Below are 22,186 nucleotides of genomic sequence, written 5' to 3'. Positions count from 1 at the left end.
ATGAACAAGTTAATGGCCATCATAGACGATGACCCTGCCTTTCAATTTATCACTAAAAGGCAATTAATGCATTCCGGACATAAGGGCGCGTTACTACAGTTTTTCGACGGGCAAGAGGCGTTTGATTATTTTAAACAGAACGAATCAGAGGCAGATCATCTGCCAGACCTGGTGTTATTGGATATCAACATGCCCTATATGGATGGATGGCAGTTTTTAGACCATCTTGATTTGCTGAACCTGGCCAAAGAAAACCTGATCATCTATATGGTAACTTCTTCTAACGCCAAAAGTGATATACAAAAAGCGGCCACCTACCCCCGCCTGGCAGGGTACCATATAAAGCCCATTGCAAAAGAGCGAATGATAGAAATGTTGGCAGCGCTAAATTAATCCAGCTCACTTTAGCATGTAATCCGGAAAAAGTAAATACAGATTTTAGGGGAAGGATCTAAATTTAGCAGTTATACAAAATCTGTAAACACTAAATTTAGCCTAAGTGACTTTGGTCACCGTTAATCGCTTTTTGCATGATCATCTTTGTAGCCGTATCATCAAAACGTCCTGATTATGTTAATCGAACAAATCTACACCGGATGCCTGGCTCAGGGAGCTTATTACATCCAGTCAGAAAATGAAGCAGCTATTATTGACCCTTTACGCGAGGTAGCGCCTTATATTCAAAAGGCGCGGGAAGCCGGTGTACAGATCAAATATGTTTTTGAAACGCACTTCCATGCAGATTTTGTTTCCGGCCACCTGGACCTGGCCGAAAAAACCGGTGCTACCATTGTATACGGCCCGACAGCGAAGCCCCATTTCGATGCTTATGTTGCTAAAGACCGGGAAGAATTTAAACTGGGTAAGGTAACCATCCGTGTATTGCATACGCCGGGGCATACCATGGAGTCTGCCTGTTTTCTACTGCTGGATGAGAACGGCAAGCAAACCGGGCTTTTCTCTGGCGACACTTTATTTATCGGCGACGTGGGCCGGCCAGACCTGGCGCAAAAAGCGGCACATATGACACAGGAAGAACTTGCAGGCACCCTGTATGATTCTTTGCGTAACCAGGTTATGCCTTTGAATGATGATGTGATCATCTATCCCGCTCACGGAGCAGGCTCTGCCTGCGGCAAAAACATGAGCAAGGAAACTACCGACTCTCTGGGCAACCAAAAAAAATACAATTATGCGCTGCGTGCAAACATGACCAGGGACGAATTTATTACTGAAGTTACCCGTGGACTGATGCCGCCGCCAGCCTACTTCCCCATGAATGTAAAAATGAATAAGGAAGGCTATCAAAGCATTGATGCTGTGATTAGCCAGGGGACCAGGGCATTAGCTGTTGAAGCTTTTGAAACCGCAGCTAACGAAACCGGCGCTGTTTTGATAGATACCCGCTCGCCTGAAGTTTTTACAAAAGGATTTATTCCTAATTCCATCAATATCGGTATCGATGGCAGCTTTGCGCCCTGGGTTGGCGCACTGGTACCCGATATTACGCAACCTATCTTGATTATTGCTGATGAAGGCCGGCAGGAAGAAGTAGTTACACGCCTGGCGCGGGTAGGGTATGATTATACCATTGGCTATTTAAAAGGGGGATTTGAAGCCTGGAAAGCCGCCGGGAAAGAAACTGAAAATATTGCATCCGTGTCTGCCGAAGAGCTGTTGCAACTAAAGGAAAATCAAAAAGACGTCAACCTGCTGGACGCACGCAAGGCCAGTGAATATAGTGCTGAACATGTGATCGGCGCAGAAAATATCCCGTTGGATTATATCAACAGCCACATGAGCGAGGTAGATAAGAATAAAACCTATTATGTGCATTGTGCCAGCGGTTACCGCTCCATGATCTTTATCTCTATCCTTAAGGCACGCGGTTACGATCATCTGATAAATATCAACGGAGGGTTTAAAGCGTTGAAAGAAAACGGCAAATTCAATATCAGCCCGTATGTTTGCCCAAGTACCATGTTATAATTCATTTATTTAACCACATTTACTAACGGCAGCACCCGATCAGATGCTGCCGTTAAGCTAAAAATCTATGCTTGAGTTACTAAAACAACCCTGGCCCTGGTACTTATCGGGTACGGCCATTGCCTTCATTATGGTGCTACTGCTCTATTTTGGCAAGTCGTTCGGCTTTTCATCAAACCTGAGAACCATTTGCACCATAGCAGGTGCGGGCAAGAAGAATGCATTTTTCGACTTTGACTGGAAGGCGCAGCGCTGGAACCTGTTGTTCCTTATCGGTGCTATCATCGGTGGATTTCTTGCGGGCACTGTTTTTAAAAATGACGCGCCGCTTCAGCTATCCGCAGCAACCATAGCAGATCTGAAGCTGCTGCACATCCCTTTTGATGGGCAGCTTAACCCTTCGGCAATTTTCAACTGGCATTTCGCCCTTAGCTTAAAAGGCTTTGCTATCCTTTTGATCGGGGGCTTCCTGGTGGGTTTCGGATCGCGCTATGCGGGCGGCTGCACATCCGGCCATGCCATTAGCGGTTTATCTAACCTGCAGTTACCCTCATTATGGGCGGTCATTGGCTTTTTTTCGGGCGGCCTGATCATGACACACCTGTTATTACCCCTGATATTTTAACCCATGAAAGGACTAAGATTTGTTATTGCCGGTATCGTATTCGGCATCATTATGGTAAAATCCGAAGCCGCTTCGTGGTACCGTATCCAGGAAATGTTCTGTTTCCAATCGTTCCATATGTATGGCATCATCGGCACGGCGGTAACTTTGGGTATAATTTCAGTATACCTGATTAAAAAATTTCATCTGAAAGATTCGCAAGGCCACCCGATCAGTTTTCACAACAAAGACAAGCGTTGGCCCAAATACGTTATTGGCGGCACTATATTCGGTTTAGGCTGGGCTTTAACCGGCGCCTGCCCGGGCCCTATGTTTGTAAACCTGGGATATGGCTATTCCACTTTTGTGATCGTGATCCTCGGTTCATTACTGGGAACCTATGCCTACGGACTGATCCGCCACCGACTTCCGCATTGAAGCCGGGTTTAGAAAACTGCGCGTTTAAGCTTTCACCGCGGGCAGTACCTCCATGGCCCGCTGGCGTTGAAAATCGCTTGGGTTATACCCTGTTGCATGCTTAATGAACCGGCTGAAATGCGAACTGCTGTCGAAATTCAGCTTATCAGTTATTTCTTTGATACTCATATCTGAATGGGTCAGCAGGGCTTCTGCCTCTTTAAGCACCCGGTTATGAATATACTGTAGTGGGGTAAGGCCGGTTTCCTGTTTAATGACCTTGATGAGATATTTGCTCGAAACATACAGCTTATCCGCATATTCCTGCACGTTCCTGACGCTTAAAAAATGCTCATCCACCAATTGATAAAACCGCGAGGCCAGTGCCGATGCCCTGTTAAGCTGTTGTTGCTGGTTCTGCTGAAAGTATGAGCGCGTAGCCAGGTAAACCACTTCCATAAACATCAGCCTTAACAGCTGATCATGAAAAGGGGAGCGGTTCTTAAACTCTTCGTTGATGCGTTGTAACAGATGGGTTACCGCTTTTACATTAGCAGGTGTGATGGTGGTGATGGGCGGCTGCGCCGGAAAATCGTTCAGGAAGCCTTCCAGAAACTCGTCGTGGATATTGCTGTTTAGCAGGAAATCCTTTTTAAAAAAGATCACAAACACTTCTATCTGCTCGCCACCGCTACCGATCTGGTTCACGGCATCCGGCGCAGTCATGTGCAGGGTGTTCGCTTCGGCGGTGAAGGCGATATTGCCTACGGTACGGCGCACTGTACCACGCTGGCAAAATATCAGGGTAAAGCAGTCTGACTTCAGTTCTATAAAATCATTCAGGTAACCGGAAAAAAAGTGTACCTGGAAATATTCGGGAAGTGCTTCGTCTGAAAAATAATTCAGCCGGTCTGCAATTTGCAGCTTAAGGCTACGCGCTTCAGCGTCTTCTTGCAACAGTGGTATTAGTGTCATAGGTTAAACTGTGGCAAAGCAAGAGCTAATTCATGAGTTTATGGTGAACGTAACATCATTTTAATCTTTAAATAATGTCATATTAATTCTAATTTATATGAGCATTCTTTACGTGGGGCGCTATCAAATAGAAACCTGGTGGCCAAAAGATGATTACGATACTAGGGGGAATTAACAGGCTGGCTGGCAAAAACCAGTTCGCCACGTCTGCCGCATTCGCCGCATTTACCATATTCGCCACATTTACCGGTCAGCCATAGGTTTTCTAACTTTTAAGTCAGGATTTGGTGCCAGATTCTTGCCAGAAAGAAAGGGCATAAAAAGACTCTCATTGCTGAAGGTTTTCCTGTTCTTTATGGTTAAGCTTATGCTCCACCGTGTTTTACTTCATATACTTCAACATATAATAGCCTCATCACTTGCTTGATTTTTTGCCAGATTATTCTATTTTTACGTTACTAAAACCTCCACAATTGCAATCTCGTATTCCAAAAACAAATACGCCTTCCCATATTAAGGGCGACGAAAAAACCAGTAAATCCGGTATTGGCTTACCCGCAGTGCCCGTATTCCAGCATCAGGCAGTGATAGGTATGCGCGAAGCAGTAACGCAAAAGAAGTCATTATCGAGACCAATTGATAGCTACCCAGGCGGACAACATCCTATTCAACTTAAACTAAAAAGATGGAAACCCGAGTCCTTACCAACGGTATCTGACCATCTGCCGACGAGTGATATTGTACCGGAGCAAGACCCGGAAGCAATAGATATTGCAAAAAAACAAACGGCAGCGGATGAGGGTGCACAATTAGTTTCAGAAGCGGTGGACATAGCACATGAACAATTGGAAAATAATGATCTTTCAGGTGCCGGTAAGCCGTATCAAGACTTATATTTATTACGTTTAAAGGAGTACAAAGACGGTAAAAAGACCATGCACCCTTCTACAGCGGCAGGGTACGTTATTGAAAGTAAAGTCACCAATAGGTTAGCCGGGCAAAAGGGCTTCAATTTTCAAGATACCGGGTTATTGACCGGTACTCGCCCCGATATTGTTATTGACCTCGGTAATACACCAGATGGTACCAGACAAACTGCACTTGTAGATATTACTGCTCAAAATAGCCTGAGCCATATCTATCTGAAAAAAGGGAACTGGACTAACCATAAACACATCCTGTATGTAGCCGAAGCATGGTACCCAACGCCTTCATTTTCCGGAGCGGCAGCAAAACTAACCCCCCAACAGGAGCTCGAAGCAAGCTTGTTAGCCAACCAAAAGGCCAAGTTAGCGGAGCTGCAGAAAAAAGAACTTCTTGAATATAAAACTCAAGTCTTTTTAGATACGCAACAGGAAATATGTGAAATGTTGATCATGGCTAATGACAAAGCGAGAAAGCGAATATTGAGTAACGAGCGATCGTTGGCTGCCTTATTTCCGGTCGGACTATCTTTAGATGATAACGGTAAACCACGTACGTTAACCATGGAAGATCGTAATGAGCTGCTGGACATTCCAATAACCAGCGACAAAAATCCATTTCCGAAGTTTACCCAAACTGCTATAGATAACGCGAAATGGGTTATTCACCGGGCTAAAATTGCCGTAGGCCAGCAAGCGAGCAAGGATGATGATTCAGACGATGATGAAAAAGGTAAAAAACGAACAAGGAGAAAGTAATCTTATTTTTATTCTTTAACAGGAACAGAAGGCGTAGCCGTATGCCGGAATAATAAAAAAGGCCCTCATTGCTGAAGGCCTTCCTGTTCTTTATAGTGAAGCTTATGCGCCACCGTGTTTTACTTCGTGCACTTCTTCCTGGCGGAACAGTTTCGCGCTGAAGTAATCGTAATTCATGTGTGCAATGTTGGTCAGCGAAATCTCTTTCGGACATTCTGCCTCGCAAGCACCGGTGTTGGTACAGCTACCAAAGCCTTCTTCATCCATTTGCGCTACCATAGATTGTACGCGGCGGTAACGCTCTGGCTGGCCTTGCGGTAACAGCGCCAACTGGGTGATCTTGGCCGATACAAACAACATTGCCGAAGCGTTTTTACAAGCAGCAACGCAAGCGCCGCAACCGATACAGGTTGCAGAGTTGAAAGCCTCGTCTGCAATTATCTTCGGGATAGGAATTTCGTTTGCATCTGGCACACCACCTGTATTTACAGAGATGTAACCGCCAGCCTGCTGGATACGGTCAAAAGCAGAACGGTCTACCGCTAAGTCTTTCACTACCGGGAAAGCAGTTGCGCGCCATGGCTCGATGGTAATGGTTTCACCATCGTGGAAGCTGCGCATGTGCAGCTGGCAGGTAGTGATGGCACGTTTAGGGCCATGCGGACGGCCGTTGATATACAACGAACACATCCCACAGATACCTTCGCGGCAGTCGTGATCAAAATGGATCGGCTCCTGACCGTCGCGGATCAGGCTTTCGTTCACCACGTCGAGCATTTCCAGGAACGACATATCCGGTGAAATATTTACGGCCTTGTAAGTTTCAAACTTACCGGGAGTTTGTGCATTCTTTTGACGCCATACTTTAAGCGTCAGATTCATTGTTGCATTTTCCATCTTCTATCAGATTAGAATCAAGAACCGAGAATCAGGAGTCAAGATGTCTTGTTTCTTGGCTCTTGATTCTTGCCTCTCTTATTTATAACTTCTTTGTGTTAACTTCACGTTTTCGAACACCAGTTCTTCCTTGTTCAATACTTCAGGCTGGTCTTCTCCTTTGTATTCCCAGGCCGCAACGTAGGCGTACTCATCATCGTGACGAAGTGCTTCGCCTTCTTCTGTTTGTGACTCTACTCTGAAGTGGCCACCGCATGATTCGCGACGCTGTAACGCATCTTCCACCATCAGGGCGCCCAGTTCAATAAAGTCGGCAACGCGTCCGGCACGTTCCAGGGCAGAGTTAACCTCGTCATTTTTACCTACCACAATGGCATTCTTCCAGAAGTCTGCTTTAAGGTCGGCAATCAGTTGTTTCGCCTTGGTCAAGCCTTCCTCGCTACGTGCCATACCGCAATATTCCCACATAATGTGGCCAAGCTCGCGGTGATAGTCAACAACAGTTTTATTTCCTTTCAGCGAAAGCAATTTGTTCACGTGTGCAATGGTCTCAGCTTTGGTTTTCTCAAACGCCGGGTGGTTCGGGTCAACCGGTTTCGGACCGATGGTTGCCAGGTAATCACCCAAAGTGTAAGGGATTACAAAGTAACCGTCTGCCAGGCCCTGCATCAGTGCAGAAGCACCCAGGCGGTTAGCGCCGTGGTCAGAGAAGTTACACTCTCCTAACGCGTACAAACCAGGGATAGAGGTCATCAGGTTATAATCAACCCAAAGGCCGCCCATGGTATAGTGTACTGCAGGATAGATACGCATTGGCTCTTTATACGGATTTTCGTCCGTGATCTGCAGGTACATATCAAACAGGTTACCATATTTTGCGGCAACGGTTTCTTCACCCAGGCGCGCAATCGCATCAGCAAAGTCAAGGAACACAGCGATACCTGAACCACCAACACCACGACCTTCGTCCACCGCTTCTTTTGCATTACGTGAAGCCACGTCGCGCGGAACCAGGTTACCGAATGATGGATACTTTCTTTCCAGGAAGTAATCGCGATCCTCTTCTTTGATATCTTTTGCCTTGATCTGGCCTTTACGCAGTTTTTCTGCTGTTTCCTTGGTCTTCGGCGCCCAAACACGTCCGTCGTTACGCAGCGATTCAGACATCAGCGTTAGCTTAGACTGGTGTGTACCGGTAACCGGGATACAAGTTGGGTGAATTTGGGTATAACAAGGGTTAGCAAAGAATGCACCGCGTTTGTGTGCACGCCATGCAGCAGTTACGTTAGAACCAATTGCGTTGGTAGACAGGTAGAATACATTGCTGTAACCACCTGTACACAACAACACGGCGTGGCCGGCATGTGTAGCAATTTCACCGGTTTTTAAGTTACGGGTAACAATACCTTTGGCATGGCCATCCACCACTACTACATCCAGCATTTCGTGGCGGGTATACATTTTTACCTTGCCTTCGTGGATCTGGCGGTTCAAGGCAGAATAGGCGCCTAACAGCAATTGTTGCCCTGTCTGGCCGCGAGCGTAGAACGTACGCGATACCTGCGCACCACCAAATGAACGGTTATCTAACAAACCGCCGTATTCGCGGGCGAACGGCACGCCTTGCGCCACACATTGGTCGATAATATTTACAGAAACCTCCGCCAGGCGGTAAACGTTGGCTTCGCGGGCACGGTAATCGCCCCCTTTAATGGTGTCATAAAATAAACGGTAAACGCTGTCACCATCATTACGATAGTTTTTAGCAGCGTTTATACCACCCTGCGCAGCAATAGAGTGCGCACGGCGTGGACTATCCTGAAAGCAGAAAGCTGTAACGTTATAACCCAGTTCGGCAAGCGAAGCGGCTGCCGAAGCACCTGCCAGGCCGGTACCCACCACAATTACGTTGTATTTACGCTTGTTGGAAGGGTTAACCAGTTTTAAGTTAAACTTATGCTTGCTCCATTTTTCGGCTAAAGGGCCCTGAGGAACTTTTGCATCTAAACTCATTGTCTTTATTTTTTAAAGTGAGTGGTTAATTGCGATCATCGGTTTTCTAAAGCCCTGAACCTCAATTAACTCAATCAACACGATAACCTAATAACTATTTTTTCAAACTCATAATGAAATACACGATCGGCATGGCGGCAAAACCAAGCGGGATGATCACCGCGAACAACCAGGTGCCGATGAAATTGATGATCGGCTTGTACTTGCGGTGTACCCAGCCAAACGTGCGGAATGCGCTTTGGAAGCCATGCAGCAAGTGGTAAGATAACGCTACCATAGCAATTACATAGATTACCACATACCACCATTGGCTAAAGCTGTTGGCCACGCTGGTGTGCAGGTCTTTCACGCGTACAATCTCGGTGTCGCCGTTGTAAGACAGGGAATGCTCAAATTCCGGCTTCTCCGGGGTGAAATCGCTAACGGTTCTTTCGCCGGTTACCAGGTTGGTTCTGTACTCTTTAAAGCCTACGCTGTGGGTAAACTTGTACTTGTACCAGAAATCGCCCATGTGTATAACGATGAACAAAAACAGAATTGAACCAAGCAGGCCCATGTTCTGTGAAGACCATGAGGATGGCGACTGGGGCTTTGCAGCATAATTGACCGGACGGGCTTTGCGGTTGCCGGTAGTAAGGATAATGGCATAGATCGCGTGGATCAGGATACTCGCATATAAGATATAAGCAACCACTTCAATCGGCGGAAAATGCGTCAAAAAGTTAGCGTATACGTTAAAGCTGTAACCGTTATCATTACTGAACAACTGCAGGTTACCTGCTAAGTGCACAATTAAAAAGGTACACAGAAACAAGCCCGTTAAAGCCATGATCAGCTTTTTTCCCAGTGACGAGTTAAAGGTTTGTTTAAATTCACTCATTACAAACAGATTTATTTTGGCAAAATTATTTATTAAAAACTGAAAGATATATAAGCGGCAAGGCTATTATCGGGCAAATAGCTATTTAGAAACATTCTAAGAAACTTACAATTGAATGACCCTTAAATAAGTTTTAACACTGATGAATGTTTGACGGCAAAGCGTATATTGTGTTTACAAATTCTATCTTATGAGCGATCAAACCAAGTTAAAAGAAGTTTTTGCCGGAGAATACTGGCTGGCCGATGTAATCAAACAGCTACTGGAAGATAACCATATCCCTGCGTTTTTAAATAACCAGTACTTAGGTACTGTTGCCCCCTACCTGGCAGATGCAGGCGGTATGCCGCATGTAACGATAGTTGTGAACGAAACAGAAGCCGCTAAAGCGCTTCGGCTGATAGACGATTACCAGAACGGCAGCCCTGCTGATGAAATAGCAGACTGAATGCAACCTTTTAAAATTCCTGCCGTCTTGTTTATATAACAAGCTGATTAAATGAAACTGTCCGCCTTAACCTTTGTATTTCTGTTTGCCGCGATTATCGCCCATAGTCAATCGAACAGCGTTCAAAAAAAGTATAGTAAAGATCAACTGAAGGAAGATATCGGTTACCTGAAAAACCAGATCTACCAGGTGCACGCATATCCTTTTACAGAACTGGATAAAAGCAAATACGACGAGCTGTTTCAGTCCATGCAATCACAACTGAGGGATTCAATGTCTGCTGCTGGTTTTGCAAAAGTAGTTAAGCCCGCAATCGCCTATCTCTCAGATGAACATGCTAATATTGGTGTTAGTAAACTGGAATTGATGGACTGGAACAAACAGGCTGTTTATATCCCGTTTTCTTTGTATCAAAAGGGTACCCGATACCACATCGCTAAGCTGATTGCGCCACAATCCGGTTTAAAGGAGAATGAAGAAATTATTTCGATAAACGGTATCCCGGTTGAAAAACTGATAGAAAAGACCAGCCTTTGCACTACCGGATTTAAGGATCAACGTAAAGAAAAAGCATTAACGCTTTTAGGTTTGTATGCTGTGTGGGCCATGCCAGCCTCAGAACAATACGATATTCTCTTAACAAGCGGACAACACCTTACCGTTAGCGGTATTCCACGTGAGCAATGGGAAACTGAATTGAACAGGCTAAACGGGACGGGATCTGCTTGTAAAGATTTACTGACCTATCAGAAAGTCGGAAGCGTGGGATATTTAAAATCCTGTTCTTTTAGCGTGAGCGATGCCAAACTCGACTCTGTGGAAAAGCAGATCGATGCCATCTTTAAGCAAATCAAGCAAGACCGGGTAACATCACTCGTTATCGATGTCAGTCAGAACGGCGGGGGTAACTCCAGTGTAGGAAATATGATCATTGATCATTTTAATAAAAAGCCTTACAAAAGCTATCAATGCAACTGGAAACGCAGTGATGATTACCTGGCACTGCTAAAACAGTATCATCTTAATGACCAGTTCTATGCAAGCCAGCCCATAGGTAAGATCATTCATTTTGACAGCGAAACCGCTTCACCGCCGGCTAACGATTCTACCCGTTTTAACAGAAAGGTGTACGTAGTTGTTGGAGATGGTACTTTTTCAAGCGCAATCATGTTCGCCACTGTCATCAAGGACAATCAGCTGGCAAAACTGGTTGGCAAAGCGCCACGCAATGGCCACCCGAACCATTTTGGCGAGCTTTATCAAACCCGTCTGCCTTACTCTGGCCTTGTTCTTAGATTTGGTGTGAAGGAATGGATACGCCCGAACGGAAAGGATGTTGAGAATCGGCTAACGCCAGATATTGCGGTTAACCTTTCGCAAGATGCAACGCCGGAAAAAATGATCCATGCGCTGAACCTTCGGTAGCCGCTGCTGATGATACTAATGGAAGATACCGTCCGGCTATGTAAAAAGCGGGTTACTTCCTTTGCTTTAGTTGGAATACATTCCCTTCCGGGTCTTCGCCGTCGCAAAGCCAATAATCGTAATCATCGAAGGTTTTGATTTCCCGCATCGCTACCTGACGGCTGACCAGATACGCACGTACCGCGTTAATATCATCCGTTAATTCAAATACGATCTTGGTATTGTTATCAAACTTAAAGGGGCCTTTAGTTTTATCGAAGTATTGATCACCCATTCTGTGAAGGCCTATTTTAAAGCTCCCTAATTGCAGCAGCGCCCAAACCGATTCAAATTCTTCGACAACTTCACCTCCAAATAAATCCTGGTAGAAAGACTTTAATCTATCCACGTCCTGAACGTAGAAAATGATGGTATCTAACGAGAATTTGATATTCATAAATTAAGCTAAAGCTTTAAAATTCTGCTCACGCAGGAAATAAGTACGGTACGTCCGAGAAAGCAAACTATAGCCGCGATCTTTCATAAACAGATACAGATCAGATCCGCCAAAGGCGTCAAAGTCCAGTTCGCTTTCCAAAAGCAATACAGACGGACGGTATTTCGCCCAGTTATTAGAATTCAGCACCTGGAAATCCAGCCCTTCGGCATCGATGGTCATGAAATCAATAGCCTTACCCTCCGGCAGATGTTTATCCAGGATACTGGCCAGGGTTTGTGTACAGATATCTTCTACCCGTTGCACCTTGTATTCCGGCTTTTTCTCTCTTTCCATAGCCACCTCTTCGGAGAGTGTATTCAGTGCAGGTTCGTTAAAGATGTGGTACTTCAAAACCTGGTCCTCGTCTGAAATCGCTGCTTCTATGTTAATATCCTCCGGACGCAACTGGTTAAAAATAGCCATACTGCCCGGCATGGCATCCATATTAATGCCGCGCCAACCTGTTTTGTAAAATTTATAGGTGTTAGAAAACCGCTTTGGATGAAGCGCACCCACATCTACAAAAAAACCTGTTGGTTTATTATCAAAAATTCTCGCCAGCACCATATCCTCGCCCTCCTGCGAATATGAATCATTTAAGTACGGATCAGGTTCCTGGTATTTCAGTAGTTTTCTTAAGCCTCTTCTCAATCCCATTTTTCATAAGTTAGAATACGTGCCGCTTTATTCAGCATGTACTTACTATTCTAATGGGGTATTACTACTAAAATACCGGATTTGATACAACCGGTAAAATTTTTTATTTATCCGGCCCAGCCTTCGCGGTCTAAACTACGGAAGTGTATGGCTTCTGCCAAATGTTCTAATTGAATTTCTTCGCTTGCGGCCAGATCTGCAATGGTTCTGGCCACTTTCAATATCCTGTCATAAGCCCGGGCAGAAAGGCCCAGTTTCTCCATCGCCTTTTTTAACAGGTTCTGGCCGGCTGCGTTAATTTTACAAATATCCCGCACCATTTGCGACGACATTTGCGCATTCGCATGCAGGTCTGGCTTATCACCAAACCGGGCTATTTGGATGTCGCGGGCTTTAATCACCCGTTCGCGGATCAGTTCGCTTGCTTCGGCCTTCCTTTCAGACGATAGCTCGCTGAAGTTTACCGGCGTTACCTCTACGTGCAGGTCGATACGGTCCAGCAGGGGGCCAGATATTTTGCTCAGGTATTTCTGCACCACGCCCGGCGGGCAGATACATTCTTTTTCGGGGTGGTTATAATAGCCGCACGGGCAGGGGTTCATACTCGCTATCAGCATAAAGCTGCTGGGGTAATCAACCGTAAATTTTGCCCTGGATATGGTCACGCGCCGTTCTTCTAATGGCTGGCGCATTACTTCCAACACGCTCCGCTTAAATTCGGGCAACTCGTCCAGAAACAAAACGCCGTTATGCGCTAATGATATTTCACCCGGCTGTGGATTTCCTCCTCCGCCGACCAGGGCAACATCACTGATGGTGTGGTGCGGCGAACGGAAAGGGCGAACCGTAACCAGCGCATCCGCCGTGGAAAGCTTACCGGCCACCGAATGGATCTTGGTGGTTTCTAAAGATTCATACAAGCTCAGGGGCGGTAGTATGGATGGTAGCCTTTTGGCCAGCATGGTTTTACCCGCACCCGGTGGACCGATCAGTATCACGTTATGGCCACCCGCTGCGGCAATCTCCAATGCCCGTTTAATGTTTTCCTGCCCTTTTACCTCGCTGAAGTCGCTGTCGTAATTGCTCAGGCTGTTGTAAAATTCTTCGCGTGTGTTAACTACTACCGGTTCAAGTTTGGTGTCGCCATTAAAGAAACCCGCTACCTGTGCAATGCTTTCTATGCCGTAAACATCCAGTTCATTCACAATGGCTGCTTCCCGTGCATTTTGCTTCGGCAGGATAAATCCTTTAAAACCTTCTTTACGCGCTTGTATGGCAATCGGCAAAGCCCCTTTTATGGGTTGCAAGGTTCCGTCGAGGGAAAGCTCGCCCATGATCAGGTATTTGTCCAGCTCTTCGGCTTCAATCTGGCCCGATGCGGCAAGAATGGCGGTAGCGATAGTAAGATCGTATGCAGAACCTTCTTTGCGGATATCGGCAGGCGCCATGTTGACCACCACCTGCTGCCGTGGCATTTTATAGTTACAGCTCTTCAGCGCTGATTCGATGCGGAAATAGCTTTCTTTAACGGCATTATCGGGCAGGCCGACGATGAAATATTTGGTACCCGGCAGAATGTTTACCTCAACAGTAATGGTGGTTGCTTCGATCCCGTAAACTGCGCTGCCAAAAGTTTTAACTAACAAGGTGACAAGATTAATTGAAGGCTAAATATAGGCGAGTTTTATCTGATTTTAAACATCAGCACTAAAATTACCTTACAGTTTCACCAGCTTTTCGCCTACTAAAACAGGGATAGCTGTAGTCAGATCCTGCTGAAGGCAAAAAGCAATATCCTCTTCTATCTTCAATTTTTTCAGCCGTTCGCTGTGTGATGTTTTAGCCAGGTAAGCCGGGATATTACTTTTCCCAAGCTGGTACATATCCCCCGCAGCAATGGCGGCATCGTCCAGTTGGTAAGCATCGCCAGCAAGTTGATCCACCACTGCACCGGCAAAAACGGTGTCTTCGATATTGAAATTGTTTTTCCAGCCGGCACACACCAGCAGCACATTATCCTGTTGCTGCTTCAACCAGTTACTTAAAGATGTCAGGTTTAAAAACGACCCTATCACCACTTTTTTAGCCGCTCTGGACAGATGCAGCGCATGGGTGCCGTTTGTGGTGGTCAGTACCACGGTTTTGCCGGAAACTTTTTCTGCCGTGTAAGAGAATGGAGAATTGCCGAAATCAAAGCCCTCAACCACTTTACCATCGCGTTCGGCTGCTAACAGGTATTCCGTGCCTTTCTCGCGGTAAGCCGCACACTCTTCTACCAATGCCACCGGGATAATGGCTTCTGCACCATTTTCAATCCCATAACAGATGGAGGACGTAGCCCTGAAAATATCAATGATGACCACGATATAATCCTGAACGGTATATAAAGGAATCAGGGCCGGGGTAAGACAAACTTCTAATTTTAGTTTGGCGGGGGTGGATGAAGTATTCAAGATAGGTTAGACTATTATTTTTTAAACTTAATCGCCCCCGTAACACGGCTGGCGTTATCTTTTACAAAAGACTCCCAACTGGAGTGCGAAATTTTGCTGCCGCGGCCGGTAGTGATCTTCTGAAAACTATGGCAAACTGCAACGGCTAAACCATCTGTAGCGTCTAAAAATTCGGGTGTTTCTTTAAACTTTAACAGGTGTTGCAACATAGCGGCCACCTGTTCTTTAGTGGCGTTGCCATTGCCGGTTATGGCCTGTTTTATTTTCCGTGGCGAATATTCGTTCACGGGAATATTACGTGATAAGGCCGCGGCGATAGCGGTGCCCTGCGCACGCCCCAACTTCAGCATCACCTGGATGTTTTTTCCGTAAAAGGGCGCTTCAATAGCCAGGCAGTCCGGGTGATAGTTGTCAATCAGGGCAATAGATTTCTCAAAGATGCGCTGTAGCTTCAACATATGATCGTCACCTTCCGGAATTTTCACTACGCCTAAAGCAATCATTTCGGTTTTAGAGCCTACTTCTCTGATCACACCGTAACCCATCACCACCGTACCCGGATCTATACCTAAAATTATCCGCTCTTTGGTCTCTAAAGCCATGCGGCAAAGATAGGGTTTTAGTTGTGTGTTACGAGGAGCGAGGAGTTGATAGGGCTGGTAACCGCCAGGCGTCAGTTATCCCACCATCCTTATTTGTATTAAGCTAAAATCGTATCATATTCTTTTTTTTAGTGATGACCTATCGGCGACAGGCAGCAAATTACTTATGAAAATTTAAGCTTTTAAGGCAGAAAACATTGATAAAACCACGAAACAGGTACAATTATTGGTGATATTGATAATAATATCAAAGTATTCCTTAATTGTTTTAGAAACCTGTTTTACTAAACATATATTCATATTCCTATTCCTTATCATTGACACAGATTACCGCTTTTTTACTCTTTTTTTGTTTACGGACTGATAATCTGCTACTTGTATTATAAAACCTTTGATAACAAAGCATGTTATGATATATATATTAATAATTAATAATCAATTACTTACGAATTTTAACTTCTAATTAAATTAATTAAAACCGCCTATGAGAAAATATCGTAAGTAGGTCAAATATGAAAGCAAATCATATGAGCAGAGACGTAGCTAATAAAATAAAAAGTGTAGCAAGCAATATTCGCCGTGTCAGAGAAGGTAAAGGATACACCCAGGAATACCTGGCTATGAAATTAGGAATTTCACAAAATGCCTATAGTAAAATAGAGCTTGGTTATACCAAGATCACGCTGGAGCGTTTGTTCCAGGTGGCGCAACTGTTGGAAACCAACGTACTTACTTTAATGGATGAGCCGGTTTTGGACGGCCATAACGAGAATAACCGGTACCACCGGCCTGCTGCCCTATAAACGTTATATTTGCAGCAAATATAGCGCAAATGACACCAGAAGAACTGATCAGCCGGACAGCAAACTACGTTAAGGAAACGCTTTCGGGCGCAGAAGCAGGGCACGACTGGTGGCACATTTTAAGGGTTTGGAACAATGCCAAACAAATTGCAAAGACAGAGCAGTCAGACCTACTTATTGTAGAACTGGCTGCTCTTTTACATGATATAGCCGATAGCAAGTTCCATAACGGCGACGAAGAAGTAGGCCCACGGACGGCCGTCAGTTTTCTAAATTCCCTTTCTGCGGATGAAGCCGTTGTCCGTGAAGTAGAACTCATTATCCGGCACATGTCTTTCAAATCAAGTTTCGATAGCCCATCCTATCACTCTGCAGAGTTGGCCGTGGTACAGGATGCAGACCGCCTGGACGCCATTGGGGCTATAGGTATTGCACGTGCTTTTACTTATGGGGGCTTTAAGGGTCGTGAGTTGTACAATCCTGAAATTGCCCCCGACCTGAACATGACCAAAGAAACGTACAAGAAAAGTACGGCACCTACTATTAACCATTTCTACGAGAAACTGCTGCTTCTGAAAGACAAGATGAACACAGCCACCGGCAAAAAGATTGCCGAAGAACGCCACCGTTTTATGGAGCAATACCTGGAGCAGTTTTACCAGGAATGGAACGGCTTGGGCTAATCTTCCGGCCAGTTTAGACGAGTTGCACCGATGGCCTAAACCTCGTTCATCAAATATTCACTAACTTTCAAGTCCTTTGCATTTTTATTAATAGGGAGAAGTTACAACAGATGAATAAAACTTTACTAATCAGCCTTGTCACGCTTATTGGGTTTAAGAGCTATGCGCAGCAGGATACCGTAAAACAACAGCGGTTTAATTTTCATTTCCAGCAAACGGTTATCAGCCAGTATAAGCCTTCCTTCAATGCCAAATATTCTGGCGCTAACAGCTTATCTACCGGTAGCGAAACACAAAGCTCTTTAACTACCACCATGTTTATGGGGGCGCGTTTGTGGAAGGGCGCCGAATTTTACTTTAACCCCGAAATGTCCGGAGGGGCAGGCCTGAGCAAAACATTAGGTATTGCAGGTTTTCCAAACGGCGAGACCTTTCGGGTAGGTTCGGCTGAGCCTAAAATCTATATCGCACGTGCTTATTTGAATCAGAACTTCACGTGGGGGAACGACCGCGACACAATTAAGGACGACCTGAATACCTTGGCGGGTTTTAAAAGCAAACGCTACTTTTCAATTACTGCCGGCAAGTTCGGCATGTCCGACTATTTCGACGGCAACGCCTTCAGCCATGACCCGCGGACGCAGTTCATGAACTGGTCGCTGATGAGTAATGGCGCCTGGGATTATCCCGCCAATACCCGTGGTTACGTCCTCGGGTTATTTACCGAACTGGGTATGCCCGACTGGACCCTGCGTTTTGCTTATACCATGAGTACCACTACGGCCAATGGTTCTATCTGGGATGCCCGCATCGGCAAAAGCAATTCGCAAACGCTTGAATTTGAGAAACGCTACAAGCTGAATAACCTGCCGGGCGCTTTCCGGATACTGGGCTTTTCCAATAACGGCAAATTTGGCAATTACAACTTAGCGGTGGCACAAAACCCTGCCGCACCGGATGTGGACGCCACGCAGCAATACGGCCGCCACAAATGGGGCTTCGGTATTAATACCGAACAAAATATCACCAAAGATTTTGGCGTATTTGCCAAAGCAAGCTATAACGATGGCAAGACAGAAACCTGGTTCTTCACCGAAATAGACCGCTCTGTAAGTTTTGGCGGTGTGCTGAACGGCCGGTCGTGGAAACGCAAGTTTGATGAAGCGGGTCTTGCCTTTGTCGGCAACGGTATCTCTGGCCCGCACCGCAATTACCTGGCAAACGGGGGTTATGGCTTTATTATCGGCGATGGCAAGTTAAACTACGGCACCGAGATGATTGCGGAGTTGTATTACAAGATAGATGCTTTCCAGGAAAAATTCTTTATCACACCGGATTACCAGTTCATCCTGCACCCGGCTTACAACCGCGACCGCGGGCCGGTTAACGTATTTTCGTTAAGGGCCCATATCGAATTTTAACGCGTATTAGGCAGCAACATTTTTTCTGCAAATTGTTTTTCTGATGGATTTAGAGAAACCTCTATCTTTAAAGCCATACCGAATGATGAAAATAAAACTGCTGCTGACTGCTCTGTTTCTTGCCAACCTGGTATTGATGGTCGGCATGTCTTCATGCAAAAGAAAGTGTAAAGGTTCTGCCATGGGTTGCGAGGAAAGGTTGATAATTTCCTTTAAACCTGTTGAAAATATAGACTATACAGAAGTATACCGCCGCATGAAAAACGGCTTGTCTTTCAACAAATATGGTTACCAGTTAGAACCGCAGTGGAAACTGAAGTTTGTCTCTGCCGATTCTGCCCGGATCTACAGCCCTATTAAAAAGCAGTTTATCAACTTTCCGCTCACCCGCGGCTACGATTCTATTTTTAACACCGCCCGTACCTGGTACAAAGTGCGAAAGATGAGCCGCGACAGCCTGGTGTTGGAGATCCTGAAATTCCAGGGCGATTCTATTGATGTTAGCGGCAATCAGGTATTCATGACGTTTTATGCGAACGATTACATTAAAAAACTGCATACAGATTCGGCCACGCTGCGGAGGCCAAGCCGCAGGGACACACTTTTTGTAAAACAATTGGTTGCCAAAGCCAATACCAACCCCGATAGTGCCTTTGCAGCACGCCAACCGGTAGTGTTAACAACTAAAAGCCCTTTGGTAAAAATAGAGCAACGCCATACTGAACCTTCGCTGATGAATAACTTCGACAGCTCTGACGATTACCTCGACCCCGAGTTTTACATTACGATAAATAAGGCCTACAAAGATTTTAACTACTCTTTTACCGTTAAAGTAGATACGGCTGGCAAAATGACCTACGGCATACCACTAATCGCTTTTCAGGAAGAGGATTACAAGAAAAGTTACCTTCGCCTTTCTGAAGCGGTAATGAATACTTACCTGAAATACTATTTGCAGGTAACGCCCGGCAGTACCTTAGGCATGCCGCACACCAGCGTGATCTCTCTGCACGTGAAAGGTATAGCTGCAAAGAAGTAATTCAACATTGATTACTTCTTTCCCAGGATAGCCGCGGCAATCTTCAACCGGAGCTTACCAATGGGCATAACCGAAGAAGCAAAACTTAAAATTTTATTGCTCAATCCTGCCACTACGTGCAGTTTGCCTTTGATCATGGCTTGGTAGCCAATTTCGGCTACGCGGTGCGCCGGCATCATCTTCGCCCCGGTCATTTTTGAGGCGCCCATTTCAGCGGCGTCAAAAAAGTCTGTCGCGGTACCACCCGGCGAAAGCACGGTTGCCGTAACGCCTGTTCCGCGCAATTCATACCACAAAGCTTCGGTAAAATTCGCCACGTATGATTTACTTGCACCATACACTGCCAAATAGGGATCTGGCTGCATGGCAGCAGTAGAGGCGACATTTAATATCCCGCCTTTACGGGCCTGCAGCATATCCTGCACAAATAAATGCGTTAGCTCGGTTAAGGCCGTAATGTTCAGCTGTATCATTTGGCTGATGCGTTCCAGCTCTCGTTCTGCAAAGTTTCCGTAATCGCCGAAGCCCGCGTTATTGACCAGGTAACTAACCGCATGGCCGTCGCCTTTTACCTGCTGGTACAACTTTGCCGCCGCACCGGGCAAAGCCAGGTCGGCCGTGTAATAAAATGCTTGCACGCCGTGTTCCTGCCGGATGCTTTCTGCCAGTGCTTTTAACTTGGTTTCGCTCCGGGCTACTAAAATCACATCATGCTGATTTTTAGCCGCTACCATCGCCATTTCTTTGCCTATACCGCCAGAGGCGCCGGTGATCAATACAGTGGTTTTCATTTACGATAATGTTTGACGCTTAACAAGTTAAGCGATAAAGGGTGCATTTGCAAAATGGCTTTCACAAGCTAAAACGGTAAAAAAATAGATACGCAAGTATTTATTTACCGCAGTAGGCGTTAAAAACCTATATTTAGAACTCCAATTAACAGAATCTTTCTAAGAAAAATATGTGTGCTGTTCAAATCAAAAAACAGGCAAAAAAGTATGATGCCATCATTGTAGGTTCGGGTGCAGGTGGCGGTATGGCTGCCTATACGCTGGCAAACGCCGGTTTAAAAGTTTGCCTGATCGAAGCGGGTCCCAACTACGACCCTGCCGTTAACTCTTCACAACTGAAACCGGCATGGGAATCGCCTCGAAGGGGCGCCCGTACGCAATTCCGCCCTTTTGGCGACTTTGATGGTTGTTTCTGGGGCTGGAACATCGATGGCGAGCCTTATACCAACGCCGAGAACTCTAACTGGGAATGGTTCCGCGCGCGGATGGTGGGCGGCCGTACCAACCACTGGGGGCGTATCTCTTTACGTTTCGGACCGAAAGACTTTAAAAGAAAAGACATAGACGGCCTGGGCGATAACTGGCCCATTAGCTATGATGATGTGAAACCTTACTATGATAAGGTGGACAAGCTGATTGGTGTTTTCGGCACCAACGAAGGCTTATATAATGATCCGGACGGTATTTTCCTGCCGCCACCAAAACCACGTTTGCACGAATTATTTATTAAAAAGGCAGCAGGCAATATTGGTATTCCGGTAATCCCGTCAAGGCTTTCTATCCTCACCAAGCCTATTAATAAAGACCGTGGTTCTTGCTTCTATTGTTCGCAATGCGGACGCAGCTGTAAGGTTTATGCCGACTTTTCGTCATCGTCTTGCCTGGTAAAACCGGCCATTGCTACCGGCAATGTAGATCTGGTTGTGAACGCCATGGCACGTGAAGTATTGATGGACCGGGACGGTTTGGCTAAAGGTGTTTCTTACGTAAACAAAGAAGATTTGCAGGAATACCAGGTTTACGGCCGTACCGTAATTCTGGCTGCCAGTGCCTGTGAAAGCGCACGCTTACTGCTCAACTCCAAATCAGAGCGTTACCCTAACGGCTTGGCAAATTCCAGCGGCGTGGTAGGTAAATACCTGCACGATTCTACCGGGGCAGACATGGGCGGCATTATCCCGGCTTTGTTTGACCGTAAGCGTTATAACGAAGACGGCGTGGGTGGTATGCACGTGTATACGCCATGGTGGTTAGACAATAAAAAACTGGATTTCCCTCGTGGTTATCACATTGAATACGGTGGTGGCTTAGGCATGCCGCTGTATGGCTTTAGCTGGGGTATTGAGAAGCTGAACGGCATGTTCAAAGTGAAAGGACAGCAGAAAGAAGCAGGTGGTTATGGCGCTTCGCTGAAAGAAGATTACCGCTATTTCTATGGCGCCCACGTGGGCATGGCCGGTCGTGGCGAAAGTATTGCCCGCGAGGATAGCTATTGCGAGATTGACCCGAACGTGGTAGATAAATACGGTATCCCGGTATTGAAGTTCCATACCCAGTGGACCGACTATGAGATTAAACAGGCGAAGCACATGAAAGAAACTTTTGCCGAAATTCTGCATAGCATGGGTGCGCTGGTAACCTGGGGAGGGGATGACGGGCCGCATAACAACTACGGTCTGCATAACCCTGGTGTAATTATCCACGAGGCGGGCACTGTACGAATGGGCGATGATCCAAGAAAATCTGTATTGAACAAATACAGCCAGGCGCACGATGTGAAGAACCTGTTCTGCGTAGATGGTGGCCAGTTTGTATCTCAGGCGGATAAAAACATCACCTGGACCATCCTGGCGCTGGCTATGCGCGCATCAGACTACCTGATCAGTGAAATGAAGAAACAAAACATCGCTTAACGCTATCGAGAAAACA

Annotated in this window: 22 protein-coding genes; 12 read left to right on the top strand and 10 right to left on the bottom strand. The window is 46.0% G+C overall.

Features of this window, described 5'->3' with window-relative positions; translation table 11 throughout:
- The 4 genes from MUY27_RS12630 (at position 1) to MUY27_RS12615 (ending at position 3,031) form a co-directional block, all read left to right on the top strand.
- Positions 1–393, top strand: a complete 393-nt coding sequence (locus MUY27_RS12630) for a response regulator (RefSeq protein ID WP_245130393.1) — start codon at positions 1–3, stop codon at positions 391–393.
- Positions 394–570: 177 nt separating this feature from the next.
- Complete coding sequence (locus MUY27_RS12625; RefSeq protein WP_245130392.1) at positions 571–1,989, top strand: MBL fold metallo-hydrolase; 1,419 nt, start codon at positions 571–573, stop codon at positions 1,987–1,989.
- Positions 1,990–2,056: 67 nt separating this feature from the next.
- Positions 2,057–2,614 (top strand): YeeE/YedE family protein, encoded by a 558-nt coding sequence (locus tag MUY27_RS12620; RefSeq protein ID WP_245130391.1) that lies wholly within the window; start codon positions 2,057–2,059, stop codon positions 2,612–2,614.
- A gap of 3 nt (positions 2,615–2,617) precedes the next feature.
- Positions 2,618–3,031 carry a DUF6691 family protein gene (locus MUY27_RS12615; RefSeq protein ID WP_245130390.1) on the top strand — a complete coding sequence of 138 codons (414 nt, stop codon included), beginning with the start codon at positions 2,618–2,620 and terminating at the stop codon, positions 3,029–3,031.
- A gap of 24 nt (positions 3,032–3,055) precedes the next feature.
- On the opposite strand, the gene MUY27_RS12610 is transcribed toward MUY27_RS12615, so the two are convergent.
- Positions 3,056–3,985, bottom strand: coding sequence for a helix-turn-helix domain-containing protein (locus MUY27_RS12610; RefSeq protein ID WP_245130389.1), 930 nt, complete (start codon positions 3,983–3,985; stop codon positions 3,056–3,058).
- A gap of 419 nt (positions 3,986–4,404) precedes the next feature.
- Here MUY27_RS12610 and MUY27_RS12605 point away from each other — a divergent pair, with 419 nt between their 5' ends.
- Entirely contained in the window at positions 4,405–5,667 is a 1,263-nt protein-coding gene (locus MUY27_RS12605) for a hypothetical protein (RefSeq protein WP_245130388.1), read from the top strand.
- Positions 5,668–5,769: 102 nt separating this feature from the next.
- Here the strand turns inward: MUY27_RS12605 and MUY27_RS12600 are convergent, their stop codons facing one another.
- The 3 genes from MUY27_RS12600 to MUY27_RS12590 all read right to left on the bottom strand — a co-directional run bounded on the left by MUY27_RS12600 (position 5,770) and on the right by MUY27_RS12590 (position 9,457).
- Positions 5,770–6,564 (bottom strand): succinate dehydrogenase/fumarate reductase iron-sulfur subunit, encoded by a 795-nt coding sequence (locus tag MUY27_RS12600; RefSeq protein WP_245130387.1) that lies wholly within the window; start codon positions 6,562–6,564, stop codon positions 5,770–5,772.
- A gap of 78 nt (positions 6,565–6,642) precedes the next feature.
- Positions 6,643–8,577: a fumarate reductase/succinate dehydrogenase flavoprotein subunit gene (locus MUY27_RS12595; protein WP_245130386.1), complete on the bottom strand. Its 1,935-nt coding sequence runs from the start codon at positions 8,575–8,577 to the stop codon at positions 6,643–6,645.
- Between the two features lie 94 nt (positions 8,578–8,671).
- A complete protein-coding gene (locus MUY27_RS12590; RefSeq protein WP_245130385.1) occupies positions 8,672–9,457 on the bottom strand; it encodes a succinate dehydrogenase cytochrome b subunit in 786 nt (261 codons plus the stop codon).
- A gap of 190 nt (positions 9,458–9,647) precedes the next feature.
- Here MUY27_RS12590 and MUY27_RS12585 point away from each other — a divergent pair, with 190 nt between their 5' ends.
- Both MUY27_RS12585 and MUY27_RS12580 read left to right on the top strand, forming a co-directional pair.
- Positions 9,648–9,905: a putative signal transducing protein gene (locus MUY27_RS12585; RefSeq protein ID WP_245130384.1), complete on the top strand. Its 258-nt coding sequence runs from the start codon at positions 9,648–9,650 to the stop codon at positions 9,903–9,905.
- Between the two features lie 51 nt (positions 9,906–9,956).
- Entirely contained in the window at positions 9,957–11,330 is a 1,374-nt protein-coding gene (locus tag MUY27_RS12580) for a S41 family peptidase (RefSeq protein ID WP_245130383.1), read from the top strand.
- A 52-nt stretch (positions 11,331–11,382) separates the two neighbouring features.
- Here MUY27_RS12580 and MUY27_RS12575 read toward each other — a convergent pair whose 3' ends face one another.
- The 5 genes from MUY27_RS12575 to ruvC form a co-directional block, all read right to left on the bottom strand.
- On the bottom strand, positions 11,383–11,766 hold the full coding sequence (locus MUY27_RS12575; protein WP_245130382.1) for a VOC family protein: 384 nt from the start codon (positions 11,764–11,766) through the stop codon (positions 11,383–11,385).
- Between the two features lie 3 nt (positions 11,767–11,769).
- On the bottom strand, positions 11,770–12,465 hold the full coding sequence (locus MUY27_RS12570; RefSeq protein WP_245130381.1) for an FkbM family methyltransferase: 696 nt from the start codon (positions 12,463–12,465) through the stop codon (positions 11,770–11,772).
- A gap of 107 nt (positions 12,466–12,572) precedes the next feature.
- Positions 12,573–14,111 carry a YifB family Mg chelatase-like AAA ATPase gene (locus tag MUY27_RS12565; protein WP_245130380.1) on the bottom strand — a complete coding sequence of 513 codons (1,539 nt, stop codon included), beginning with the start codon at positions 14,109–14,111 and terminating at the stop codon, positions 12,573–12,575.
- A 72-nt stretch (positions 14,112–14,183) separates the two neighbouring features.
- Entirely contained in the window at positions 14,184–14,918 is a 735-nt protein-coding gene (locus tag MUY27_RS12560) for a 2-phosphosulfolactate phosphatase (RefSeq protein ID WP_245130379.1), read from the bottom strand.
- 14 nt (positions 14,919–14,932) lie between these two features.
- Positions 14,933–15,520 (bottom strand): crossover junction endodeoxyribonuclease RuvC, encoded by a 588-nt coding sequence (ruvC, locus tag MUY27_RS12555; RefSeq protein WP_245130378.1) that lies wholly within the window; start codon positions 15,518–15,520, stop codon positions 14,933–14,935.
- 512 nt (positions 15,521–16,032) lie between these two features.
- Between ruvC and MUY27_RS12550 the strand changes: the two genes are divergently transcribed.
- The 4 genes from MUY27_RS12550 (at position 16,033) to MUY27_RS12535 (ending at position 19,466) form a co-directional block, all read left to right on the top strand.
- Positions 16,033–16,323, top strand: a complete 291-nt coding sequence (locus MUY27_RS12550) for a helix-turn-helix domain-containing protein (protein ID WP_245130377.1) — start codon at positions 16,033–16,035, stop codon at positions 16,321–16,323.
- A 29-nt stretch (positions 16,324–16,352) separates the two neighbouring features.
- A complete protein-coding gene (locus MUY27_RS12545; RefSeq protein WP_245130376.1) occupies positions 16,353–17,006 on the top strand; it encodes an HD domain-containing protein in 654 nt (217 codons plus the stop codon).
- A 110-nt stretch (positions 17,007–17,116) separates the two neighbouring features.
- Positions 17,117–18,427: a carbohydrate porin gene (locus tag MUY27_RS12540; RefSeq protein WP_245130375.1), complete on the top strand. Its 1,311-nt coding sequence runs from the start codon at positions 17,117–17,119 to the stop codon at positions 18,425–18,427.
- An 82-nt stretch (positions 18,428–18,509) separates the two neighbouring features.
- Positions 18,510–19,466, top strand: coding sequence for a hypothetical protein (locus tag MUY27_RS12535; protein ID WP_245130374.1), 957 nt, complete (start codon positions 18,510–18,512; stop codon positions 19,464–19,466).
- A gap of 11 nt (positions 19,467–19,477) precedes the next feature.
- Here the strand turns inward: MUY27_RS12535 and MUY27_RS12530 are convergent, their stop codons facing one another.
- Entirely contained in the window at positions 19,478–20,257 is a 780-nt protein-coding gene (locus MUY27_RS12530; RefSeq protein ID WP_245130373.1) for an SDR family NAD(P)-dependent oxidoreductase, read from the bottom strand.
- Positions 20,258–20,427: 170 nt separating this feature from the next.
- Here MUY27_RS12530 and MUY27_RS12525 point away from each other — a divergent pair, with 170 nt between their 5' ends.
- Positions 20,428–22,170 carry a GMC family oxidoreductase gene (locus tag MUY27_RS12525; protein ID WP_245130372.1) on the top strand — a complete coding sequence of 581 codons (1,743 nt, stop codon included), beginning with the start codon at positions 20,428–20,430 and terminating at the stop codon, positions 22,168–22,170.
- Positions 22,171–22,186: the final 16 nt, after the last annotated feature.

Origin of the sequence: Mucilaginibacter straminoryzae (genome assembly GCF_022953055.1) — a bacterium.
Classification (GTDB): domain Bacteria; phylum Bacteroidota; class Bacteroidia; order Sphingobacteriales; family Sphingobacteriaceae; genus Mucilaginibacter; species Mucilaginibacter straminoryzae.
The sequence above is the reverse complement of the archived record's forward strand: the minus strand, read 5'-3'. Positions and strand labels throughout refer to the sequence as shown.